The following is a 15,679-nucleotide window of genomic DNA, read 5'->3' as shown; positions in this document are numbered from 1 at the left end:
ACTGTTTCGGTTGCGGGGGGGGGAGGGCGCAACACCCGTCCCGCCGGCAACCAGGGGATAGATACCGCTTCTGGGAGCGGGATTAGACTAGAGGACCCGCCTCCCGGGAAACGTAATTTTTGCAAGGAGGTGAAACATCACCGAAAGAAAAGAGTACTAGGCAAGAAATATTACGGGATGGTCTGGCTTTTAACACCTATTTTTTTTAGGAGGGAAACACTGATGGCGCTACCAAATCCGCATGGTCCGGAGAAAAAACTGATGCCCCTGTTCCTGGAGGGCGAGGCGCGTGAAGCCGAAATCGCCCGCGCGGCAAGCCTCCCGAAAGTCTACATGACCTCCATGGAGACCTCGGACATCCTGATGCTCGGCATGGGTGCGTTCACCCCGCTGAAAGGCTTCATGAACAAGGCCGACTGGCAGGGTTGCGTATTCGACCTTAAACTCGCCGACGGCACCATGTGGCCGATGCCGGTCACCCTATCCATCTCCGCCGCCGAACTTGAGGCCTCCGGTGTCAAGGAAGGCAGCGACGTCGCCTTGATCGACCGTGAGTCGGGCGAGGTGTATGCAACCATGAACATAGAGGAGATCTACCAGATCGACAAAATGGCCCAGGCCAAGGAAGTCTTCAAGACCGACGACGCCGAGGGGCACCCCGGCGTGGAGAAGACCTTCAAGCAGGGCGAGTTCAACCTCGGCGGCCCGATCAAGGCCCTGAACGAAGGCAAATACCACGAAATCTACCCGGAGTACTACATGTACCCGGCCCACACCCGGGCACTCTTCGAGAGCAAAGGCTGGTCGCGGGTGGTGGCCTTCCAGACCCGCAACCCGATGCACCGCTCCCATGAATACCTGGTCAAGTTCGCCCTGGAAAGCGGAGCCGTTGACGGCGCCGTCATCCACGCCATCGTGGGCGCCCTGAAAGCCGGCGACATCCCCGGCGAGACCCGCGTCAAGTGCTACGAGGCCCTCATCAACAACTGGTTCCCGAAGCAGAACATCGCGCTCGCCGTGTACCCGATGGAGATGCGCTACGGCGGCCCGCGTGAGGCCCTGCTGCACGCCGTCTTCCGGCAGAACTTCGGCTGCAAATACCTGATCGTCGGCCGCGACCACGCCGGCGTGGGCAGCTACTACGGCCCGTTCGACGCCCAGACCATCTTCGACGAGCTGTGGCCGGGCGCCCTGGAACTGGCCCCGATGAAGATCAACTGGACCTTCTACTGCTACAAGTGCGAGAGCATGGCTTCCCTGATGACTTGCCCGCACGGCAAGGAAGACCGGGTCATCGTGTCCGGTACCCAGTTCCGCCGCGCAATGCAGGAAGGCGCCGAACTGCCGAAGGAATTCGGCCGGCCCGAAGTCCTGGCTATCCTGGAAGAGTACTACCAGACCGCGGAGAAGGTCGAGATCAAGAAGCACGCCTACGAAGAACTGACCCCCGAGATGCTGAAGAAAATCCAGGAAGGCAAGAAGTAGTCAGTCTCTTTTAAGCTGCAAGAATTGCTTAAAGGGCCCGCTTCCGGCACGGAACGCGGGCCCTCTTTCCGCCGTGGAGCGGCCGGCTCACTCAACGTTGGCGGGGCAAGCCGACCTGTCTTTGTGTCGCCCGTGGTCCAAAAGCACCGGGCGGCGAGTTTTCAAAAGGGCGGCAAGTTCTCAAAACAACGCCGAAACGCCTGGAGCGCCGGGCGGCCCCGCACCTGGAACGTCCTGAAACGTTTTCGGCTCACTTGACGAGCGGCCGGATCATGGGGTACAATCAAGGACACAAGCTCAGTCGGGGCGTAGCTCAGCTTGGCTAGAGCGCTACCTTGGGGTGGTAGAGGCCGCAGGTTCAAGTCCTGTCGCTCCGACCATAAAGTACTTCCGTAAGTCAAAGAAGGCTTACGGATTCTGCTTTTTTTGAGAGAAGTCATGTAGTTGCCGGACAACCCGACGGAATAGAGCCATCAATTTGGTAAGATAAGGTGGTACGTAACCACATGGGATCGATCAACCGCACTAACGCCGAGGGGCCGCCAAGAATGTCCCGGCTTTCGGTAAGCGGGCGCACGGGCGGCAACCAACAAAGGGACGGTTTGTAAAGAGAAAATGACAAATCCGGTGCAATACAAAGCACTACCGTCCTCAATGGCTCGGTTTGCGCACTCTGGAACATAGCCAGGCAGGCCATAATTGTCCCGGTTTCAGCCTCGAAAACGGGTTTCTGTACTCCAAGCGGTTTCACCAGGGCGAGACTCTGGGTCGTTGGGCTATTAATTGGTACCCAGGCAGTTGTCTGGGCCAAAATTGTTGGATTGTATTGACCGCACCCAAGGATGTTTGCTATAGTGATATTGTGAACAAGCGCAGCAGTATGCACCAACACGTGCCATAATGTACAAAACATCGACCCCGCACGCGCTAATCCGCATGAGGAGGTGATATTTCCAGAGTTTCGGCGATGACTGATTGCCCAGAGAGTCCGTGTGTAGTGACGGAAGCAAATATCCGTATAGGGAAAGGAGAAGAGACATGAGTCTGATCGGGCACGGTGGAAAAGAAATTGTCGAACGGGTAATGGATCCGCAGGAGGCGGTGGATAAGATCCGTGGCCTCACCCAAATTCCGATCCGGAACCAGATCGCGCGCGAAGTCATCATGCTTTCCTACGGCTTCTTTACTCCGTTGGAAGGCTTCATGACCAAGGCCGATGTGGACGGCGTGGTCGAAAATATGCGCCTGGCGAGCGGAGTGGTTTGGTCAATCCCCATCGTCTTCGACATGTCCAGTGAGGAGATCGCCGCCAAGGGAATCAAAGAGGGGGATACCCTCCTGCTGATGTCCCAGAACCAGCCTTTGGCCACCCTGGACGTGGAGGAGATTTTCGAGTACGACCTGAAAAACATGGCCGCCAAAATCTACGGCACCGACGACGAAAAGCACCCGGGCTGCGCCCGGACCTACCGGTACGCCGACCGTTTCATCGGCGGGAAGGTTACCCTGGTGAACCCCCCGAAGATGAACGAGCCCTACGACGCGTTCTTCCTGACCCCGCGCCAGATGCGGGCCAAGATCGCCGAGAAGGGCTGGGAGCGCTGCGTCGCCCACCAGACCCGCAACGTGCCCCACAGCGGCCACGAGTGGCTGATGAAGCATTCCTGGATCGCCTGCCACGCCGACCAACCGGTGGAGAAGACGATCACCGGGGTCGTGGTCAGCGCGGTCATGGGCGAAAAGCGCAAGGGTGACTACATCGACGAGGCGATCGTTCTCACCCACGACGCCTTAAGAAAATACGGCTACTTCCGGGAAGACGTGCACCTCACCTCGATCATCATGTGGGACATGCGCTACGCCGGCCCGAAGGAAGCCATTTTCCACGCCATCGTCCGGACCAACCTGGGCATCACCCACCACATGTTCGGCCGCGACCACGCCGGCGTGGGCAGCTACTACGATCCGTACGACGCGCACCGCATCTTCGACACCATCTCCAAGGAGGACCTGCGCATCACGCCGATCCGGGTGCTGGAGTGGTGGTTCTGCCCGCTGTGCGGTGAGGTGACCTACATGGGCCTGTGCGGGCACACCAAGGAGCGCCAGAACTTCAGCGGCACGGTGGTCCGGAGCATCATCCAGGACGGCGTGAAGCCGCCGCGGATCATCTTCCGCCCCGAGGTGTTCGACATTATCCTGGAAACGGCGGAGAAGTACGGCTTCGGTTCCGCATACGTGAATGACCAGTACCTGGCGCAGAGGCAGCCGCTGTTTACGGTGCCGCCGCTCGAACTCTAGTTAGTTAAGGAGGTATCAGAGAAGATGACCCATCACGAGGAGACCTTCCCGATCAACGTGTGGATCAACGAGGAGCGGTTCGCCAAGCTGCAGGCCGTTAAGCTGGGCGACCTGACCCAGGAGGCGTTCGCCGGACTCAAGGTGTTGCGCGTGCCGTGCACCGCCGAACAGCGGGACAAGGTGCTGGCCGTATTTCCCACGGCCAAGTTTGATAGCGCCACCACGAAGAGCATCGAACAGTTGCCCAGGGACATCAAGGACAAGATCTTCGACCTGGTGGTGGAAAAGGCGAGCGTGGACATAATGGAGGAGTTCCTGGCCGGCTACTAGCCGTCTGAAAACCCACCAATCTCAGAACTGGGTGGCGGCCCGCCTCCGGGCTGGAGCGGGCCGCGGCCTTGTGCGCCTGCATACTTTGCGCCGGTGCACGCCAGACTAGCCATGAAATTCTCCCAAGTGCAGGAGGTGTCCGGCTTTGCAGGTGGAAGTCGATCCGGAACTTTGCATCAGCTGCGGGGTATGCATCGAGATGTGCCCGGAGGTGTTCAACTGGGGCAACGAGGACAAGGCGGTGGCGGTCAGGGACGAGGTGCCCGACGACCTGGAGGAACGCGCCCACGACGCCATGGACGGCTGCCCGACCGAGGCGATCCTGGAACATTAGCCTGATCCGGTTTAGTACGGCCAAGGCTCCCCTGAAAGAGGGGAGTTTTCTTTTGTCGGACCTCCGGGGCCGGCGGGGCGGCTGCCACCGGCAAGCCGGGTGAGGAAATCCGGGTGTCGGCTTTCCAGGAGGCGCGCGAACTGGGCTCGGCTGGTGCGGCCGGTCACCCGCAGGCGCTTTAAGGTGTGGGGATCGTCACCGGCCTCGACCCGGCCCTGTACGGTGGTGAAGGCGAGCATGTACCCGGAGTCGGCCACCGTTTGGACCGTATGGTCGTTGAATTCGCCGTACGGGTAGCAAAAGTGCTGCACGGGGCGGCCCAATCTCTCCGCCAGAACTTCGCGCGCGCCGCGTACCTCGTGCTCGGCCCGGCCCGGGCTGACGGCGGTCAACCGGGGATGGTCCAGGGTGTGGGCGCCGATAGTCCAGCCGGCCGCGTCCAAAGCCCGGATCTCATTCCAGCTCAACATTACGTTCACCGGCTGGGTGTCTACGTCGAAGTAGTTGGTGCGTTCGACCGCGTTGGCCACCACGAAGACCGTGGCAAAAAACCCGTACTCGCGCATAATCGGGTAGGCGCAGACGTAGTTGTCGCGGTAGCCGTCGTCGAAAGTGATGAGGACCGGCTTCGGGGGTAGGGGCGCACCGTGGTCCAGCCAGGCCCAGAGCTGATCCGGGGTAATGGTGCTGTAACCCCGAGCCGCCAGGTAGCTCATCTGCCACTCGAACTCCCGTGGGTCCACCCGCAGTCCCCAGCCGCCCGTGTACCGGTCCGGGTTCACCTTGTGGTACATTAAAACCGAGATATCCCGTGGAGCAAATTCGGACGAGACGGGCGCAGGGGAATGAAACGGAGCGAGCAGGAGAAAGAAGACGGTCGCCAGAATGCCCCATGTTAGGGGCGATCGGTGGGGCGGCCTTGCAGGGGTCGGAGTTTGCCCGGCATCGGGTGCACGGCAGTGCATCGAACGCTCCCTCCACATTTGCGTCGTTAATTCCGGTATATTCGCGCTATCCGGTCGATAATCCTCGTTTTTTGGGCCTGCCCCGACGGCGCGGCGAGTGCAGGAATCCGGGCTGTCCCGCCGAATCACCGATCGTCTGTCTGTCTGTCTGTCTGCGTGCGGCGCTGGGAATACGGCGGCCGGTCGGCGGGCAAATAAGGATCAGGCAGGCTTTCCAGGAAAAGGAGTACTAAACGACATGGCGGAACGGTTCGACGTCCTGCACGTTATCAGGCCCGCGGACGGGGGCATGAAAAACCACCTCCTGACCCTGGCGCGGGGGATGCACCAGCGGGGCGTAAAGGTGCTGGTGGCCGGTCCCGCGCCCTTGCTCGCCGCCTTCCGGGAGGTGGGGCTCGCGACGGCCCCGGTGTGGATTGAACCCGGCCCGCGGGTCGACCGGCAGGTCGGGGCCCTGTGGCACCTCGTCCGGCTGATCCGCGCCCACCGGGTGACGGTGCTGCACGCCCACGCGGCGGCGGCCGCACTGGCGGCCTGCCCGGCGGGGCGTCTGGCCGGGGTCCCGGCGGTGGTGGTGACAATGCACGGGTCGGTCAGGCTGGGAGGCGTATGGCGGCAGCGCGCCGCTATCGCGGCGCAGAAAGCGGTGCTCCGGTGGTCCCACCGCACTATCTGCGTCGCGGAATACGTGCGCGCCGAGCTGCTGGAACTCGGGCTGGTACGGCCCGAACGGGCGGTGACCGTGTACAACGGGATCGACCCGCCGGTGCCGCAGGCCGGGGGTGGGGAGGCGCTGCGCCGGGAACTCGGATTGCCCGCGGACCGCCCGGTGGTGGGCACCCTGGCGCGCCTCGCCCCGCAAAAGGGAGTGGAATACCTCTTGCAGGCCGCGGCCGTACTGCGGGACCGGGAGCATCCGGTCGCTTTGGTGATCGCCGGCGACGGGCCGCTGAGGGCGCCGCTTGAAAAGACGGCCCGGGCGCTTGGGGTGGACGCCCGGTTTTTGGGATACCGCCCGGACGCAGCCGGCTTGTTAAGCTTGTTTGACGTGTTTGTGCTCCCTTCGGTCACCGAGGGCCTGCCGCTGGTGGTGCTGGAGGCGATGGCCGCAGGTTGCCCAGTGGTCGCCGCCGGGGTCGGCGGGGTGCCGGAGGCCGTGGAGGACGGCCGGACGGGCAGGCTCGTGCCGGCCCGTGACCCGGAGGCGCTGGCCCAAGCCTTGGCGAGCGTCCTGCGGGACCGGGCGAGAGCACAAGCCATGGCCGCGGCGGCCAGCAGACGCGTCAGCGAACTCTTCACCCGCGAACAGATGGTACAGCGCACCCTGGCGGTCTACCGCGAAGCCCTGGCGGCCGGGGGGAAAGACCGGGTGAGTGCAGAATTTGAGTAGGTGATGACAGGTCGGAAATAGAAATGAGACCTCAAGCGGCTTCCCACAAGGGGAACTATCCCCCGCTTGGGTGTTGTTTTTCCCCGGGACGGTGCATTAGAATGAGTAAAGTCGGTAACGGAGAAGAGGTGCGTCCTTGAGAATTCCGGGGCTGGGTCTGGTGGCGGCCCTGTTGCTTTACACGGCCCTTTTTGGAGCCCACCCGGCGGCCGCCGCCGAAGGGCGGGTCGTGATGGTGGTCATCGACCGGATGAGTTTGAGCGACCTGGGGGCCTCCGAGGCGTTTGGCGATCTTGTGCCGTACGCCGGGCTGGGCCTGATGAATACCAACACCGGCGGCCTCCGGAACGTGGAGAACAGCCATGCCTCCATCGGGGCGGGCAGCCGGATCGTGGCCACCGGCGTCGGTTTTCCCGCTTTTGAGGTCAACGAGCGGGTGCAGCGCATTCCCGCCGGAGAAGAATACGCCCGCCGGACCGGGGTTGCGGCCCCGGACGGGAGCGTGGTGCACTTGGGCATCGCCCGTGTCTGGGAGCTTACCCGGGCGCTCCCCTACCCGGCCGAGGTCGGTGCCCTGGGCACGGCGCTGCGGGCCAACGGGCTGGTGACCGGGGTGCTGGGCAACGCGGACTGGGACGGCATGCCGCGGCGCCCGGCGGCCTTGATTGCCATGGACGGGTGGGGGCTCGTGGACCGGGGTGTGATCGGTGACGAGACGCTCGCCGCGGACTCCCGCTTCCCCGGAGGTCTGCGCACCGATTACGAACGTCTGTTCGCGGCGTTCCGGGATGCGGACGGGGTCGACTTTCTGGTGATTGAACTGGGCGACCTCTCCCGGCTGGACGAGGCTAGGCCGATGGTGCTCCCGGAGGTCCTGACGGAGTTGCGCGCTTCCGCCCTGAAAGAGTGCGCGGAATTCGTGGAGCGGGTGCGCCGGGAACTCGATTCCGGGCGGGACCTCCTGCTGGTCGTGTCTCCAACGCCCCCGGCGGCGAGCATTGCGGCCGGCGACACTTTGAGCCCGGTCCTGATGTTCGGGCCGGAGGGCAGCGGCACACTGACCGCTTTTTCCACCAGGCGCCCGGGCATTGTCAACAACACCGACCTCGCTCCCACCGTGACGCGGTTTCTGCATGTGGACGCGCCGGTGAACATGACCGGGCGGCCGCTCACCGTCATTCCGGGCAAGCCGGACCTTGGCGGACTCCAGGCGCTGAACCGCCAACTGGTTCTCACGCACAACGTCCGGGCACCGATCATCAAGACCTATATGACCATTCAGGTCGCCGTGGTGATCGCCGCCCTGCTCACGATTCTCTTCCGGGAGATCGGCATCGTGCGGCGGGAATACATACGGGGCGCGCTGCTCGTGATCATGAGTTTTCCGCTGGCCGCGTTGGTGCTGCCGCTCTTGCCGCAGCCGGGTCCGGTTTGGGTGGGTGTGCAGATGGTGGCCGTCACCCTGGCGGTGGGGGCGGCGGCGATCAGGATGAGCTGGCATACCGCGGTCGGCGCGTTCGCCTTCCTGGGCGGGCTCACGGCCCTGGTGATCCTGGTAGACCTGTTCCTGGGCGCTCCCCTGCAGAAGTTTTCGCTCTTGAGTTATGACCCGCTGGGTGGGGCCCGGTATTACGGCATCGGCAACGAATTCATGGGGGTTTTGATCGGGGCGGTGATTCTGACCGCGGTCTGCACCCTGACCCTTGCGCCGCGCCGCTTCCGCGGCCCGGTTCTGGGCGGCTCCGGCGCACTGTTCTTGATCACCCTGTTCGCGATGGCGAACCCCGGGATCGGCGCGAACATGGGCGGCACCATCACGGCGCTGGTTGCTTTCCCGGTGACGATCCTCTTGCTTCTGAACGTGCGTTTCACCCGGCGGCTGATTCTGGCGGGCGCCGGCGGGGTGTTCGTTTTCCTGGCCGGGCTGACGGCGTTCGAGTTTATGCGGGGCGCGGAGCAGCAGTCGCACATCGGGCGGGCGGCCCGGCTGGTGTTCGGCGGGGACCTGGAGCGCGGCTTCCAGGAGGCATACAGTATCATCGAGCGCAAAGTCTCGATGAACTTGAAGCTCATCCGCTACACCATCTGGAGCCGGGTCTACCTGGCAAGCCTCGGCGGGCTGATTCTGCTGTTTTACCGGCCCACCGGGCGCATGCAGACGTTCCGGGATCAGTACCCGTACGTGTTCAAAGGGCTGGTGGGCATCGCCGTCGCCAGTGTGGTGGCGCTCATCTTCAATGATTCCGGGGTGGTGGCCTCGGCCATGGTGATGATGTTCGGGGCCCCGCCACTTTTATACCTGTTCCTGGAAGAAGACTAGGCGGTTATGACGCGGTTCGACCGGTTTGCAGGCGTGGACAAGGGCCAAGTCGTTTGACACCTTCCGCTCCCTGGGTCCGTATATTGTAGCGGGTCCACCGCCGGGCCAGATCGGGGTGACTACCCTGAAAATCCCCTCTCCCTCTGGGAGAGGGTCAGGGTGAGGGGTATTTTCATCCTTCCGATGGTGCCGCTAGAGCGGCATGGTTGTCTCTTTACCTGAACGGGGCAGAGCGGCGGACCACCCGCTTAGAGCGACCAGATCTTCGGGCCGGCGGCCCTGGTGAGCTTCATCAAAGTCGCCGCCAAACGGCCTTAGGTGGCGGAATTAGCCGAATCAGGCCTAAAATTCTGTTGACAAACCTACCGTATATGTTAGAATTTATTCTGTTGGAATTTAACCAACAAATTCTACTTCTGAAGGGGGAAGATAATGACGATGAAACCCATGGGGCGGCATATACTTGCCGAAATCTACGGATGCGACTTCAACGTACTAAATGATCCCAGGAAAGTAGAAGAAATAATGGTCAACGCAGCACTAGCAGCAGGAGCCGAAGTCAGGGAGTGTGTGTTTCACAAGTTCAGCCCCCAGGGAGTCAGTGGCGTGGTCGTGATTTCCGAGTCTCATCTCACCATCCATACCTGGCCCGAATTGGGTTACGCGGCCGTAGACGTTTTCACCTGCGGCGATCGGGTCGATCCCTGGGATGCCTGCAACTACTTGTGCAGCCGCTTCAATGCCAAGCAGATCAAAGCGGAAGAAACTGTCAGGGGAATCTTTCCGGATTCCGTGCCCGAATTAAAGGCGGTCAATCATTAGGGGGGATATTTATTAGTACCAAGCCGCAGAGGGATGGAGAAAACTGAATCGGCCTTGCCACTCCGAAAGGAAATGTGCAGGGCCATTTTGTTTCACTGCGCAGCCACGCCGCCTTCCTTGAGCTCCCCGCCGTTCTTTACCCGGCAACGCGCCTTCCGCGTGTCATTGCCGCCTCAACGGTTTTCTCCGCATCCCGGTTTATTTCCACTCATTCTGTACAAGTTTACTAGGAGGACATACTCGGAAGAGCACGAATTCTCTCTATTCAGGGGAACCCACGTGGAGGTTTTGCTGTTTCGTGACCACGCGATTCTTTGATTCTATCCGGTCCGAGTTGGAAGAAGTGCACCGGGCCACTAACGTGACCGACCGGTTTCCGGCGGCTGAGCACTACAACATGTACACGCTCTTGGAGTTGCCGCCGCTCGAGGTTGACCTGCGGCCGGGGGTGGTGCTCCTCACGGGTCGGCTGTTCAACGGCGCCCGCGCCAAGCTGGTCGCCCTGGCTACGATGGTCCAGTTGTTGTTCCTGAGTGTGCGGGTCCATCAGCACGTTAACGAGGACGGCGGCCCGGGCAACGACCGCACGCGGCTGGCCGTGCTCATCGGGGATTACTACCTCGGGCGGTTTTTCGGCCTGGTCGGTTCGAGCGGTATGATGGGAGTGCTGCAACCACTGTCGGAGGCAGTGTGCCGAATCCACGACGGGGCGATTTCACGCCTCCACCTGAGCGCCACACCGGCGTTGGTCGCGGATGCGGTACGGCAAGAAACCGCCGAGTTGATCGCCCAGGCGTGTCTGATCGCGGGCCTGGAAGGGGAGGCGCCGGAGCGGGCGCGCGAAGACCTGTACCGGCTCGGTTACAACCTGGGGATGGGATACGGTCTTTCGGCCCGGGGATTGCCCAAAGACGCCCGCCAACATCTGGAAGAGGCCCGGCGCCGCCTGGCGGGGTTGGCACCGGGTGCGCCGCGGGACGCGCTTGACGGCCTGGCCGCCCACCTGTTAGACTGGCCGGGACAGCCCCCGGCCGGGGCCGGGAGTTGAAAATGAACGGCGGGACACAAGAGCCCGGCGATTCCCCGGAAGCGAAGGCCGAGGCGATGCTGGCCATGTTCGCATCGATCGCCCACCGCTACGACCTGCTCAACAGTGTGCTGAGCCTGAACCAGGACCGCTACTGGCGCGCCTCGGCGGCGGCGGTCTGCGGACTCAAACCCGGGGGCCGGGCGCTGGACGTGGCTTGCGGGACGGGGCGCCTGACGCTGGAGTTGGCCCGGCTGGTGGGGCGGGAGGGCCGGGTGGTGGGGCTCGATTTCTGCCCGGAGATGCTGGCCCGGGCCCGGGAGAACCTGGAGCGCGCGCCGCTGGGTGAAATGGTCGAGCTGGTCGCCGGCGAGGCCACCGGACTGCCCTTTCCGGATAGCAGCTTCGACGCGGCGGCGATTGGCTTCGCCCTGCGCACGGTGTCCGACCTGGAGCGGACCATCGCCGAAATGGTACGGGTGGTGCGGCCCGGCGGGAGAGTGGTCAGCCTGGAGTTGGCTAAACCGGAACTCCCGGTGCTGAAGCAGGCGCACTCCCTGTACCTGCGCCGGGTGGTGCCCCTGGTCGGCCGGTTGGGGGTGGGTTTTACCGGACCCTACGATTTCCTGTCCATGTCCCTGGAACATTTTCCGCCCCGGGACCATGTCCGCGAATTGTTTGTGCGGCAGGGACTGGTGGACGTGCAATACACGGAACTCACCGGCGGGATTGTGACTGTGCACTCCGGTGCGAAACCGCAGCCGAGTTAGGCCCGTAAAGGAGCATTAGTCAAAGCGGCGATGTTGCAGCGCGTGGTCATCGTGGCCCAGATGATTCGTTTCGAGCACACGGTGTTCGCCCTTCCTTTCGCCTACATCGGCGCCCTGCTGGTGGAGCACCGCATTCCCAGCGGGCACGACCTCTTGTGGATCACCCTGGCCATGGTCGGGGCGCGTACCGGGGCGATGTCTTTAAACCGGATCATCGACCGGCATGTCGACAAGGCCAACCCCCGCACCGCCGAACGGGCACTGCCACGGGGAATCCTGTCGGTGGCCGAGGTCTGGGTATACGCCGTGCTCTCCTTTATTCTGCTGGGGCTGGCGGCCATGCAGCTGAGCCCCTTGGCCGCGAAGCTCTTCCCGTTCGCGGTGTTCATCCTGGCCGCCTATTCGTATACCAAGCGTTTCACCTGGGCTTGCCACCTCTGGCTCGGAATGGCGCTCGGGATCACCCCGGTGGCGAGCTGGATCGCGATCGCGAACGGCTTCACTCTGGCCCCCGTACTGCTGGGTCTGGGGGTGTTGTTCTGGGTGGCCGGTTTTGACATTATCTACGCCTGCCTGGACTACAATTTCGACCGGGAACACCGGATTCACTCCATCCCGGCGCGCTTCGGGATCGTCAGGGCGCTCCGGGTCGCGCTGGTCTTCCATGTTCTGGCGCCGGTGCTGTTTGCGGCGGCGGGGCTGATGCTGGGTCTGGGGGCGTTCTATTTCATCGGGGTGGGCATTGCGGCCGGGCTCCTGATGTACGAGCACATGATTGCCAACCCTGCGGACCCGGCGCGCATCAACGTTGCTTTTTTCCACGTGAACGTGGCGCTCTCGCTGACGATGTTCGTTTTTACATTGGCTGACGTGTTAATCGGTTAAAAGATAACGGGGTATGATCAGCGTGGACTATGAGTTTTTTGACGACAGGCTCGGGGCGGTCGCCCGGAAGGTGCAAAGCGGTACCCGTCTCGGGCTCGACGACGGAATGGCCCTTTTCCAGTCTCCGGACCTGATCGGGGTCGGGCGGCTGGCTGACGCCGCCCGGCTCCAAAAACACGGCGACCGGGTGTACTTCGTGGTGAACCGGCACATCAACCACACCAACATCTGTGTGAACGGCTGCCGGTTCTGCGCCTTCGGCAAGGAACCGGGCGACCCGGCCGGTTACGTGATGTCCCTCGGCGAAGTCGAGGCCCAGGCACGCGAATCCTGGGCGCTCGGCATTTCCGAAGTGCACGTCGTCGGCGGCCTGCACCCCGATCTGAACCTGGACTACTACCGGGAGATGCTCACCCGGCTCCGGGACGCAGTCCCCGGCGTGATCATCCAGGCCCTGACCGCGGTCGAGGTGGACTATTTGACCGGCCTGCATGGGCTTGAGCTTGAGGACGTATTGGTTGAACTCCGGGCGGCCGGCCTGGATACCCTGCCCGGCGGCGGGGCCGAGATCTTCGCCCCGCGGGTGCGGGAGTTGGTCTGCCCGAACAAGATCAGCGGCGCGCGCTGGCTCGCCGTGCACGAAACGGCCCACCGGCTGGGCATCCGCACCAACGCCACCATGCTCTACGGACACGTGGAGACGCTGGAGGAGCGGGTCGAGCATCTCTTGCAGCTCCGGGAACTCCAGGATCGGACCGGGGGCTTCAAGGCTTTCATCCCGCTGGCCTTCCACCCGCGGAACACCGCCCTCGAGCCGGAGATCCCCACCGCCACCACCGGGTACGACGACCTGAAAACGCTGGCGGTGGCGCGGCTCATCCTCGACAATTTCGAGCACATCAAGGCTTACTGGGTGATGATCGGGCCTAAGCTGGCCCAGATTTCCTTAAACTTCGGGGTTAACGATATCGACGGCACGGTGGTCGAGGAGCAGATTGCCCGGGCGGCCGGCAGCCAGACGGCCCAGAGCCTGGGGCAGGGAGAACTCCTGCGGCTCGTCCGGGCGGCGGGCCGCGTGCCGGTGGAACGCGATACGCTGTATAACGTGGTCAGGGAGGATTTCGCCTGATGACGTTGATCCGCCTGGGACAGGTAGATTACCTGAACTGCCTGCCCATCTACTACGCCTTTGAACAGGGCCTGGTTGACGTGCCCGCCGTTCTGGTGAAGGGCCCACCCACGCGGCTGAACGGGCTTTTCTTGCGCGGTGAATTGGAGATAACCCCGATCTCCAGCATCGAGTACGCCCGTCACCCGGACCGCTGCTTGATCGTGCCCGGTCTCTCAATCAGTTCGGACGGCCCGGTGGGGAGCATCTTTTTGATGAGCAAGGTGCCGCTCACCGAGCTGGACGGGAAAAAGGTGTGCCTGCCGGACACCTCCGCCAGCGCCGTGGCCCTGTTGAGGGTCCTGTTCCACCATTACTACCACGTGGACGTGCAGTTCGAAAGCACGGTTTCAAACCTGGAACTCATGCTGAGCCAGGCTGACGCCGCCTTGCTGATCGGCGACGAGGCCCTGGCCGCCTACCGGCGCGTGCGGGAAACCAGGGCGCCGCTGGTGGTCGTCGATCTCGGGGAGGCCTGGAAGAAGTTCACCGGGGAACGAATGGTTTTCGCCGTCTGGGTGGTCCGGCGCGACTATGCCCTGGCTCACCCTCGGGAAACGGCCGTGCTGGTCGCGGCGCTGCATCAGGCCCGGGAGATCGGCCTTCGGGAGCGCGAGGCGGTGCTGGACCTCGGCGTGCGCCGGACGGGCCTGTCCCGGGAGTTCGTTGCTGACTATTTGAAGCTGGTCCGGCACGACTTTGACGCCGACTACCGCCGGGGACTTTTAACCTTCTATGACTATACGTACAAAACGGGCCTGATCGAGGAACGGGTGCGGCTCGCCATCTGGGGGGAACACCTTGCCTGAACTGCGGGAGGTCCTCGAAAAGGCGGCGGCCGGTGAGCGGCTCACGGAAGAGGCGGGCACGGTCCTGCTTGAGTCGGCCGGTCTTTTGGACTTAGGCCGGGCCGCGGACCTGGCACGGCGGCGGCGGCACCCGGAGGGGCGAGTTACCTTCGTGATCGACCGGAACATCAACTACACCAACGTGTGTGTGTCGGCCTGCCGTTTTTGCGCTTTCTACCGCGCCCCTGATGCTCCGGAAGCCTATGTCCTGTCCGTGGAGGAGATCATTGAGAAGATCGGGGAGCTGGTGCGTCTGGGCGGCACGCAGGTGCTGATCCAGGGCGGGCTTCACCCCGAACTCGGGCTGGAGTATTACACCGGGATGCTCGGGGCGATCAAGGCCCGCTTTGACGGCATCCAGGTGCACTCGTTTTCGCCGCCGGAGATCGTGTACCTGGCCCGCCGGGAAGGGCTGGCGGTGCGTGAGCTGTTGGCGGCCCTGCGGGAGGCGGGTTTGGATTCGGTGCCCGGAGGCGGCGCCGAGATCCTGGTGGACCGGGTGCGGCGCTTCATCAGCCCCCGCAAGATCTCCTGGCGGGAGTGGATGGACGTGATGTACGCCGCCCACGAGCTGGGGATGCGCACCACGGCGACCATGATGTTCGGCACGGTGGAAACGCCGGCCGAACGGGTACGCCACCTCGTCCGCCTGCGGGAGGCCCAGGACCGTACCGGCGGGTTCACCGCCTTCATCCCTTGGAGCTACCAGCCACCCAACACTGAACTCGGCGGCGACCCCGCCGGGAGCCACGAGTACCTGAAGGTGCTGGCCGTGTCCCGCCTCATGCTGGACAACTTTCCGAACGTGCAGGCCTCGTGGGTCACCCAAGGGGCGAAAGTGGCCCAGGTGGCGCTTTCCTTCGGCGCGAACGACTTCGGCGGCACGATGCTTGAGGAGAACGTGGTCCGGGCGGCGGGAGCGGCGCACCGCGTGCCGCTGGCCGAGATCATCCGGGTGATCCGCGACGCCGGTTTCGTCCCGGTGCAACGGACTACTGAATACGAGATTCTGCACGAGTTTTAGGGCGACGTAC

General features: G+C 63.2%; 14 protein-coding genes and 1 tRNA gene. 14 read left to right on the top strand and 1 reads right to left on the bottom strand.

All coding sequences use genetic code 11. The features are described from left to right. The first annotated feature begins 222 nt into the window (after window positions 1–222). From sat (AB1402_08950) to AB1402_08930, 5 genes are all read left to right on the top strand, one after another. The gene (gene sat, locus AB1402_08950) at window positions 223–1,485 is read left to right on the top strand and encodes a sulfate adenylyltransferase (protein MEW6541722.1); all 1,263 of its coding nucleotides are present in this window, start codon (window positions 223–225) and stop codon (window positions 1,483–1,485) included. Window positions 1,486–1,787: 302 nt separating this feature from the next. Then, window positions 1,788–1,865 (top strand) — tRNA-Pro (locus AB1402_08945). A 658-nt stretch (window positions 1,866–2,523) separates the two neighbouring features. Beyond that, window positions 2,524–3,786, top strand: coding sequence for a sulfate adenylyltransferase (gene sat, locus AB1402_08940; GenBank protein ID MEW6541721.1), 1,263 nt, complete (start codon window positions 2,524–2,526; stop codon window positions 3,784–3,786). 24 nt (window positions 3,787–3,810) lie between these two features. Further along, window positions 3,811–4,116, top strand: a complete 306-nt coding sequence (locus AB1402_08935; protein MEW6541720.1) for a hypothetical protein — start codon at window positions 3,811–3,813, stop codon at window positions 4,114–4,116. Between the two features lie 145 nt (window positions 4,117–4,261). After that, window positions 4,262–4,450 (top strand): ferredoxin, encoded by a 189-nt coding sequence (locus AB1402_08930; GenBank protein ID MEW6541719.1) that lies wholly within the window; start codon window positions 4,262–4,264, stop codon window positions 4,448–4,450. Window positions 4,451–4,461: 11 nt separating this feature from the next. On the opposite strand, the gene AB1402_08925 is transcribed toward AB1402_08930, so the two are convergent. Further along, window positions 4,462–5,244 (bottom strand): polysaccharide deacetylase family protein, encoded by a 783-nt coding sequence (locus AB1402_08925; protein ID MEW6541718.1) that lies wholly within the window; start codon window positions 5,242–5,244, stop codon window positions 4,462–4,464. Between the two features lie 409 nt (window positions 5,245–5,653). Between AB1402_08925 and AB1402_08920 the strand changes: the two genes are divergently transcribed. From AB1402_08920 to mqnC, 9 genes are all read left to right on the top strand, one after another. Next, window positions 5,654–6,805 carry a glycosyltransferase family 4 protein gene (locus tag AB1402_08920; GenBank protein MEW6541717.1) on the top strand — a complete coding sequence of 384 codons (1,152 nt, stop codon included), beginning with the start codon at window positions 5,654–5,656 and terminating at the stop codon, window positions 6,803–6,805. 136 nt (window positions 6,806–6,941) lie between these two features. Then, window positions 6,942–9,125 carry a hypothetical protein gene (locus AB1402_08915; protein MEW6541716.1) on the top strand — a complete coding sequence of 728 codons (2,184 nt, stop codon included), beginning with the start codon at window positions 6,942–6,944 and terminating at the stop codon, window positions 9,123–9,125. A gap of 438 nt (window positions 9,126–9,563) precedes the next feature. After that, window positions 9,564–9,947: an adenosylmethionine decarboxylase gene (gene speD, locus AB1402_08910; protein MEW6541715.1), complete on the top strand. Its 384-nt coding sequence runs from the start codon at window positions 9,564–9,566 to the stop codon at window positions 9,945–9,947. 298 nt (window positions 9,948–10,245) lie between these two features. Next, window positions 10,246–10,995, top strand: a complete 750-nt coding sequence (locus tag AB1402_08905; GenBank protein MEW6541714.1) for a polyprenyl synthetase family protein — start codon at window positions 10,246–10,248, stop codon at window positions 10,993–10,995. Window positions 10,996–10,997: 2 nt separating this feature from the next. Next, window positions 10,998–11,744 carry a ubiquinone/menaquinone biosynthesis methyltransferase gene (locus AB1402_08900; GenBank protein ID MEW6541713.1) on the top strand — a complete coding sequence of 249 codons (747 nt, stop codon included), beginning with the start codon at window positions 10,998–11,000 and terminating at the stop codon, window positions 11,742–11,744. Window positions 11,745–11,774: 30 nt separating this feature from the next. Then, window positions 11,775–12,629, top strand: coding sequence for a UbiA-like polyprenyltransferase (locus AB1402_08895; GenBank protein ID MEW6541712.1), 855 nt, complete (start codon window positions 11,775–11,777; stop codon window positions 12,627–12,629). A 22-nt stretch (window positions 12,630–12,651) separates the two neighbouring features. Beyond that, window positions 12,652–13,758, top strand: a complete 1,107-nt coding sequence (gene mqnE, locus AB1402_08890; GenBank protein ID MEW6541711.1) for an aminofutalosine synthase MqnE — start codon at window positions 12,652–12,654, stop codon at window positions 13,756–13,758. Beyond that, the gene (locus AB1402_08885; protein MEW6541710.1) at window positions 13,758–14,606 is read left to right on the top strand and encodes a menaquinone biosynthesis protein; all 849 of its coding nucleotides are present in this window, start codon (window positions 13,758–13,760) and stop codon (window positions 14,604–14,606) included. Before mqnE ends, AB1402_08885 begins: the two co-directional genes overlap by 1 nt. Then, window positions 14,599–15,669: a cyclic dehypoxanthinyl futalosine synthase gene (gene mqnC, locus AB1402_08880; GenBank protein ID MEW6541709.1), complete on the top strand. Its 1,071-nt coding sequence runs from the start codon at window positions 14,599–14,601 to the stop codon at window positions 15,667–15,669. Before AB1402_08885 ends, mqnC begins: the two co-directional genes overlap by 8 nt. The last annotated feature ends 10 nt before the right edge of the window (window positions 15,670–15,679 follow it).

Source organism: Bacillota bacterium, from assembly GCA_040757205.1.
In the GTDB taxonomy this organism is placed as follows: Bacteria; Bacillota; Desulfotomaculia; order Desulfotomaculales; family Desulforudaceae; genus Desulforudis.
Note: the sequence above shows the minus strand (reverse complement) of the source record. Positions and strands in the feature narration are given on the sequence as shown.

Coding starts and splice junctions, on each gene's coding strand:
- sat (MEW6541722.1), top strand. CDS start 223: ATGGCGCTACCAAATCCGCATGGTCCGGAGAAAAAACTGATGCCCCTG.
- sat (MEW6541721.1), top strand. CDS start 2,524: ATGAGTCTGATCGGGCACGGTGGAAAAGAAATTGTCGAACGGGTAATG.
- AB1402_08935 (MEW6541720.1), top strand. CDS start 3,811: ATGACCCATCACGAGGAGACCTTCCCGATCAACGTGTGGATCAACGAG.
- AB1402_08925 (MEW6541718.1), bottom strand. CDS start 5,244: ATGTACCACAAGGTGAACCCGGACCGGTACACGGGCGGCTGGGGACTG.
- AB1402_08920 (MEW6541717.1), top strand. CDS start 5,654: ATGGCGGAACGGTTCGACGTCCTGCACGTTATCAGGCCCGCGGACGGG.
- speD (MEW6541715.1), top strand. CDS start 9,564: ATGAAACCCATGGGGCGGCATATACTTGCCGAAATCTACGGATGCGAC.
- AB1402_08900 (MEW6541713.1), top strand. CDS start 10,998: ATGAACGGCGGGACACAAGAGCCCGGCGATTCCCCGGAAGCGAAGGCC.
- AB1402_08895 (MEW6541712.1), top strand. CDS start 11,775: ATGTTGCAGCGCGTGGTCATCGTGGCCCAGATGATTCGTTTCGAGCAC.
- AB1402_08885 (MEW6541710.1), top strand. CDS start 13,758: ATGACGTTGATCCGCCTGGGACAGGTAGATTACCTGAACTGCCTGCCC.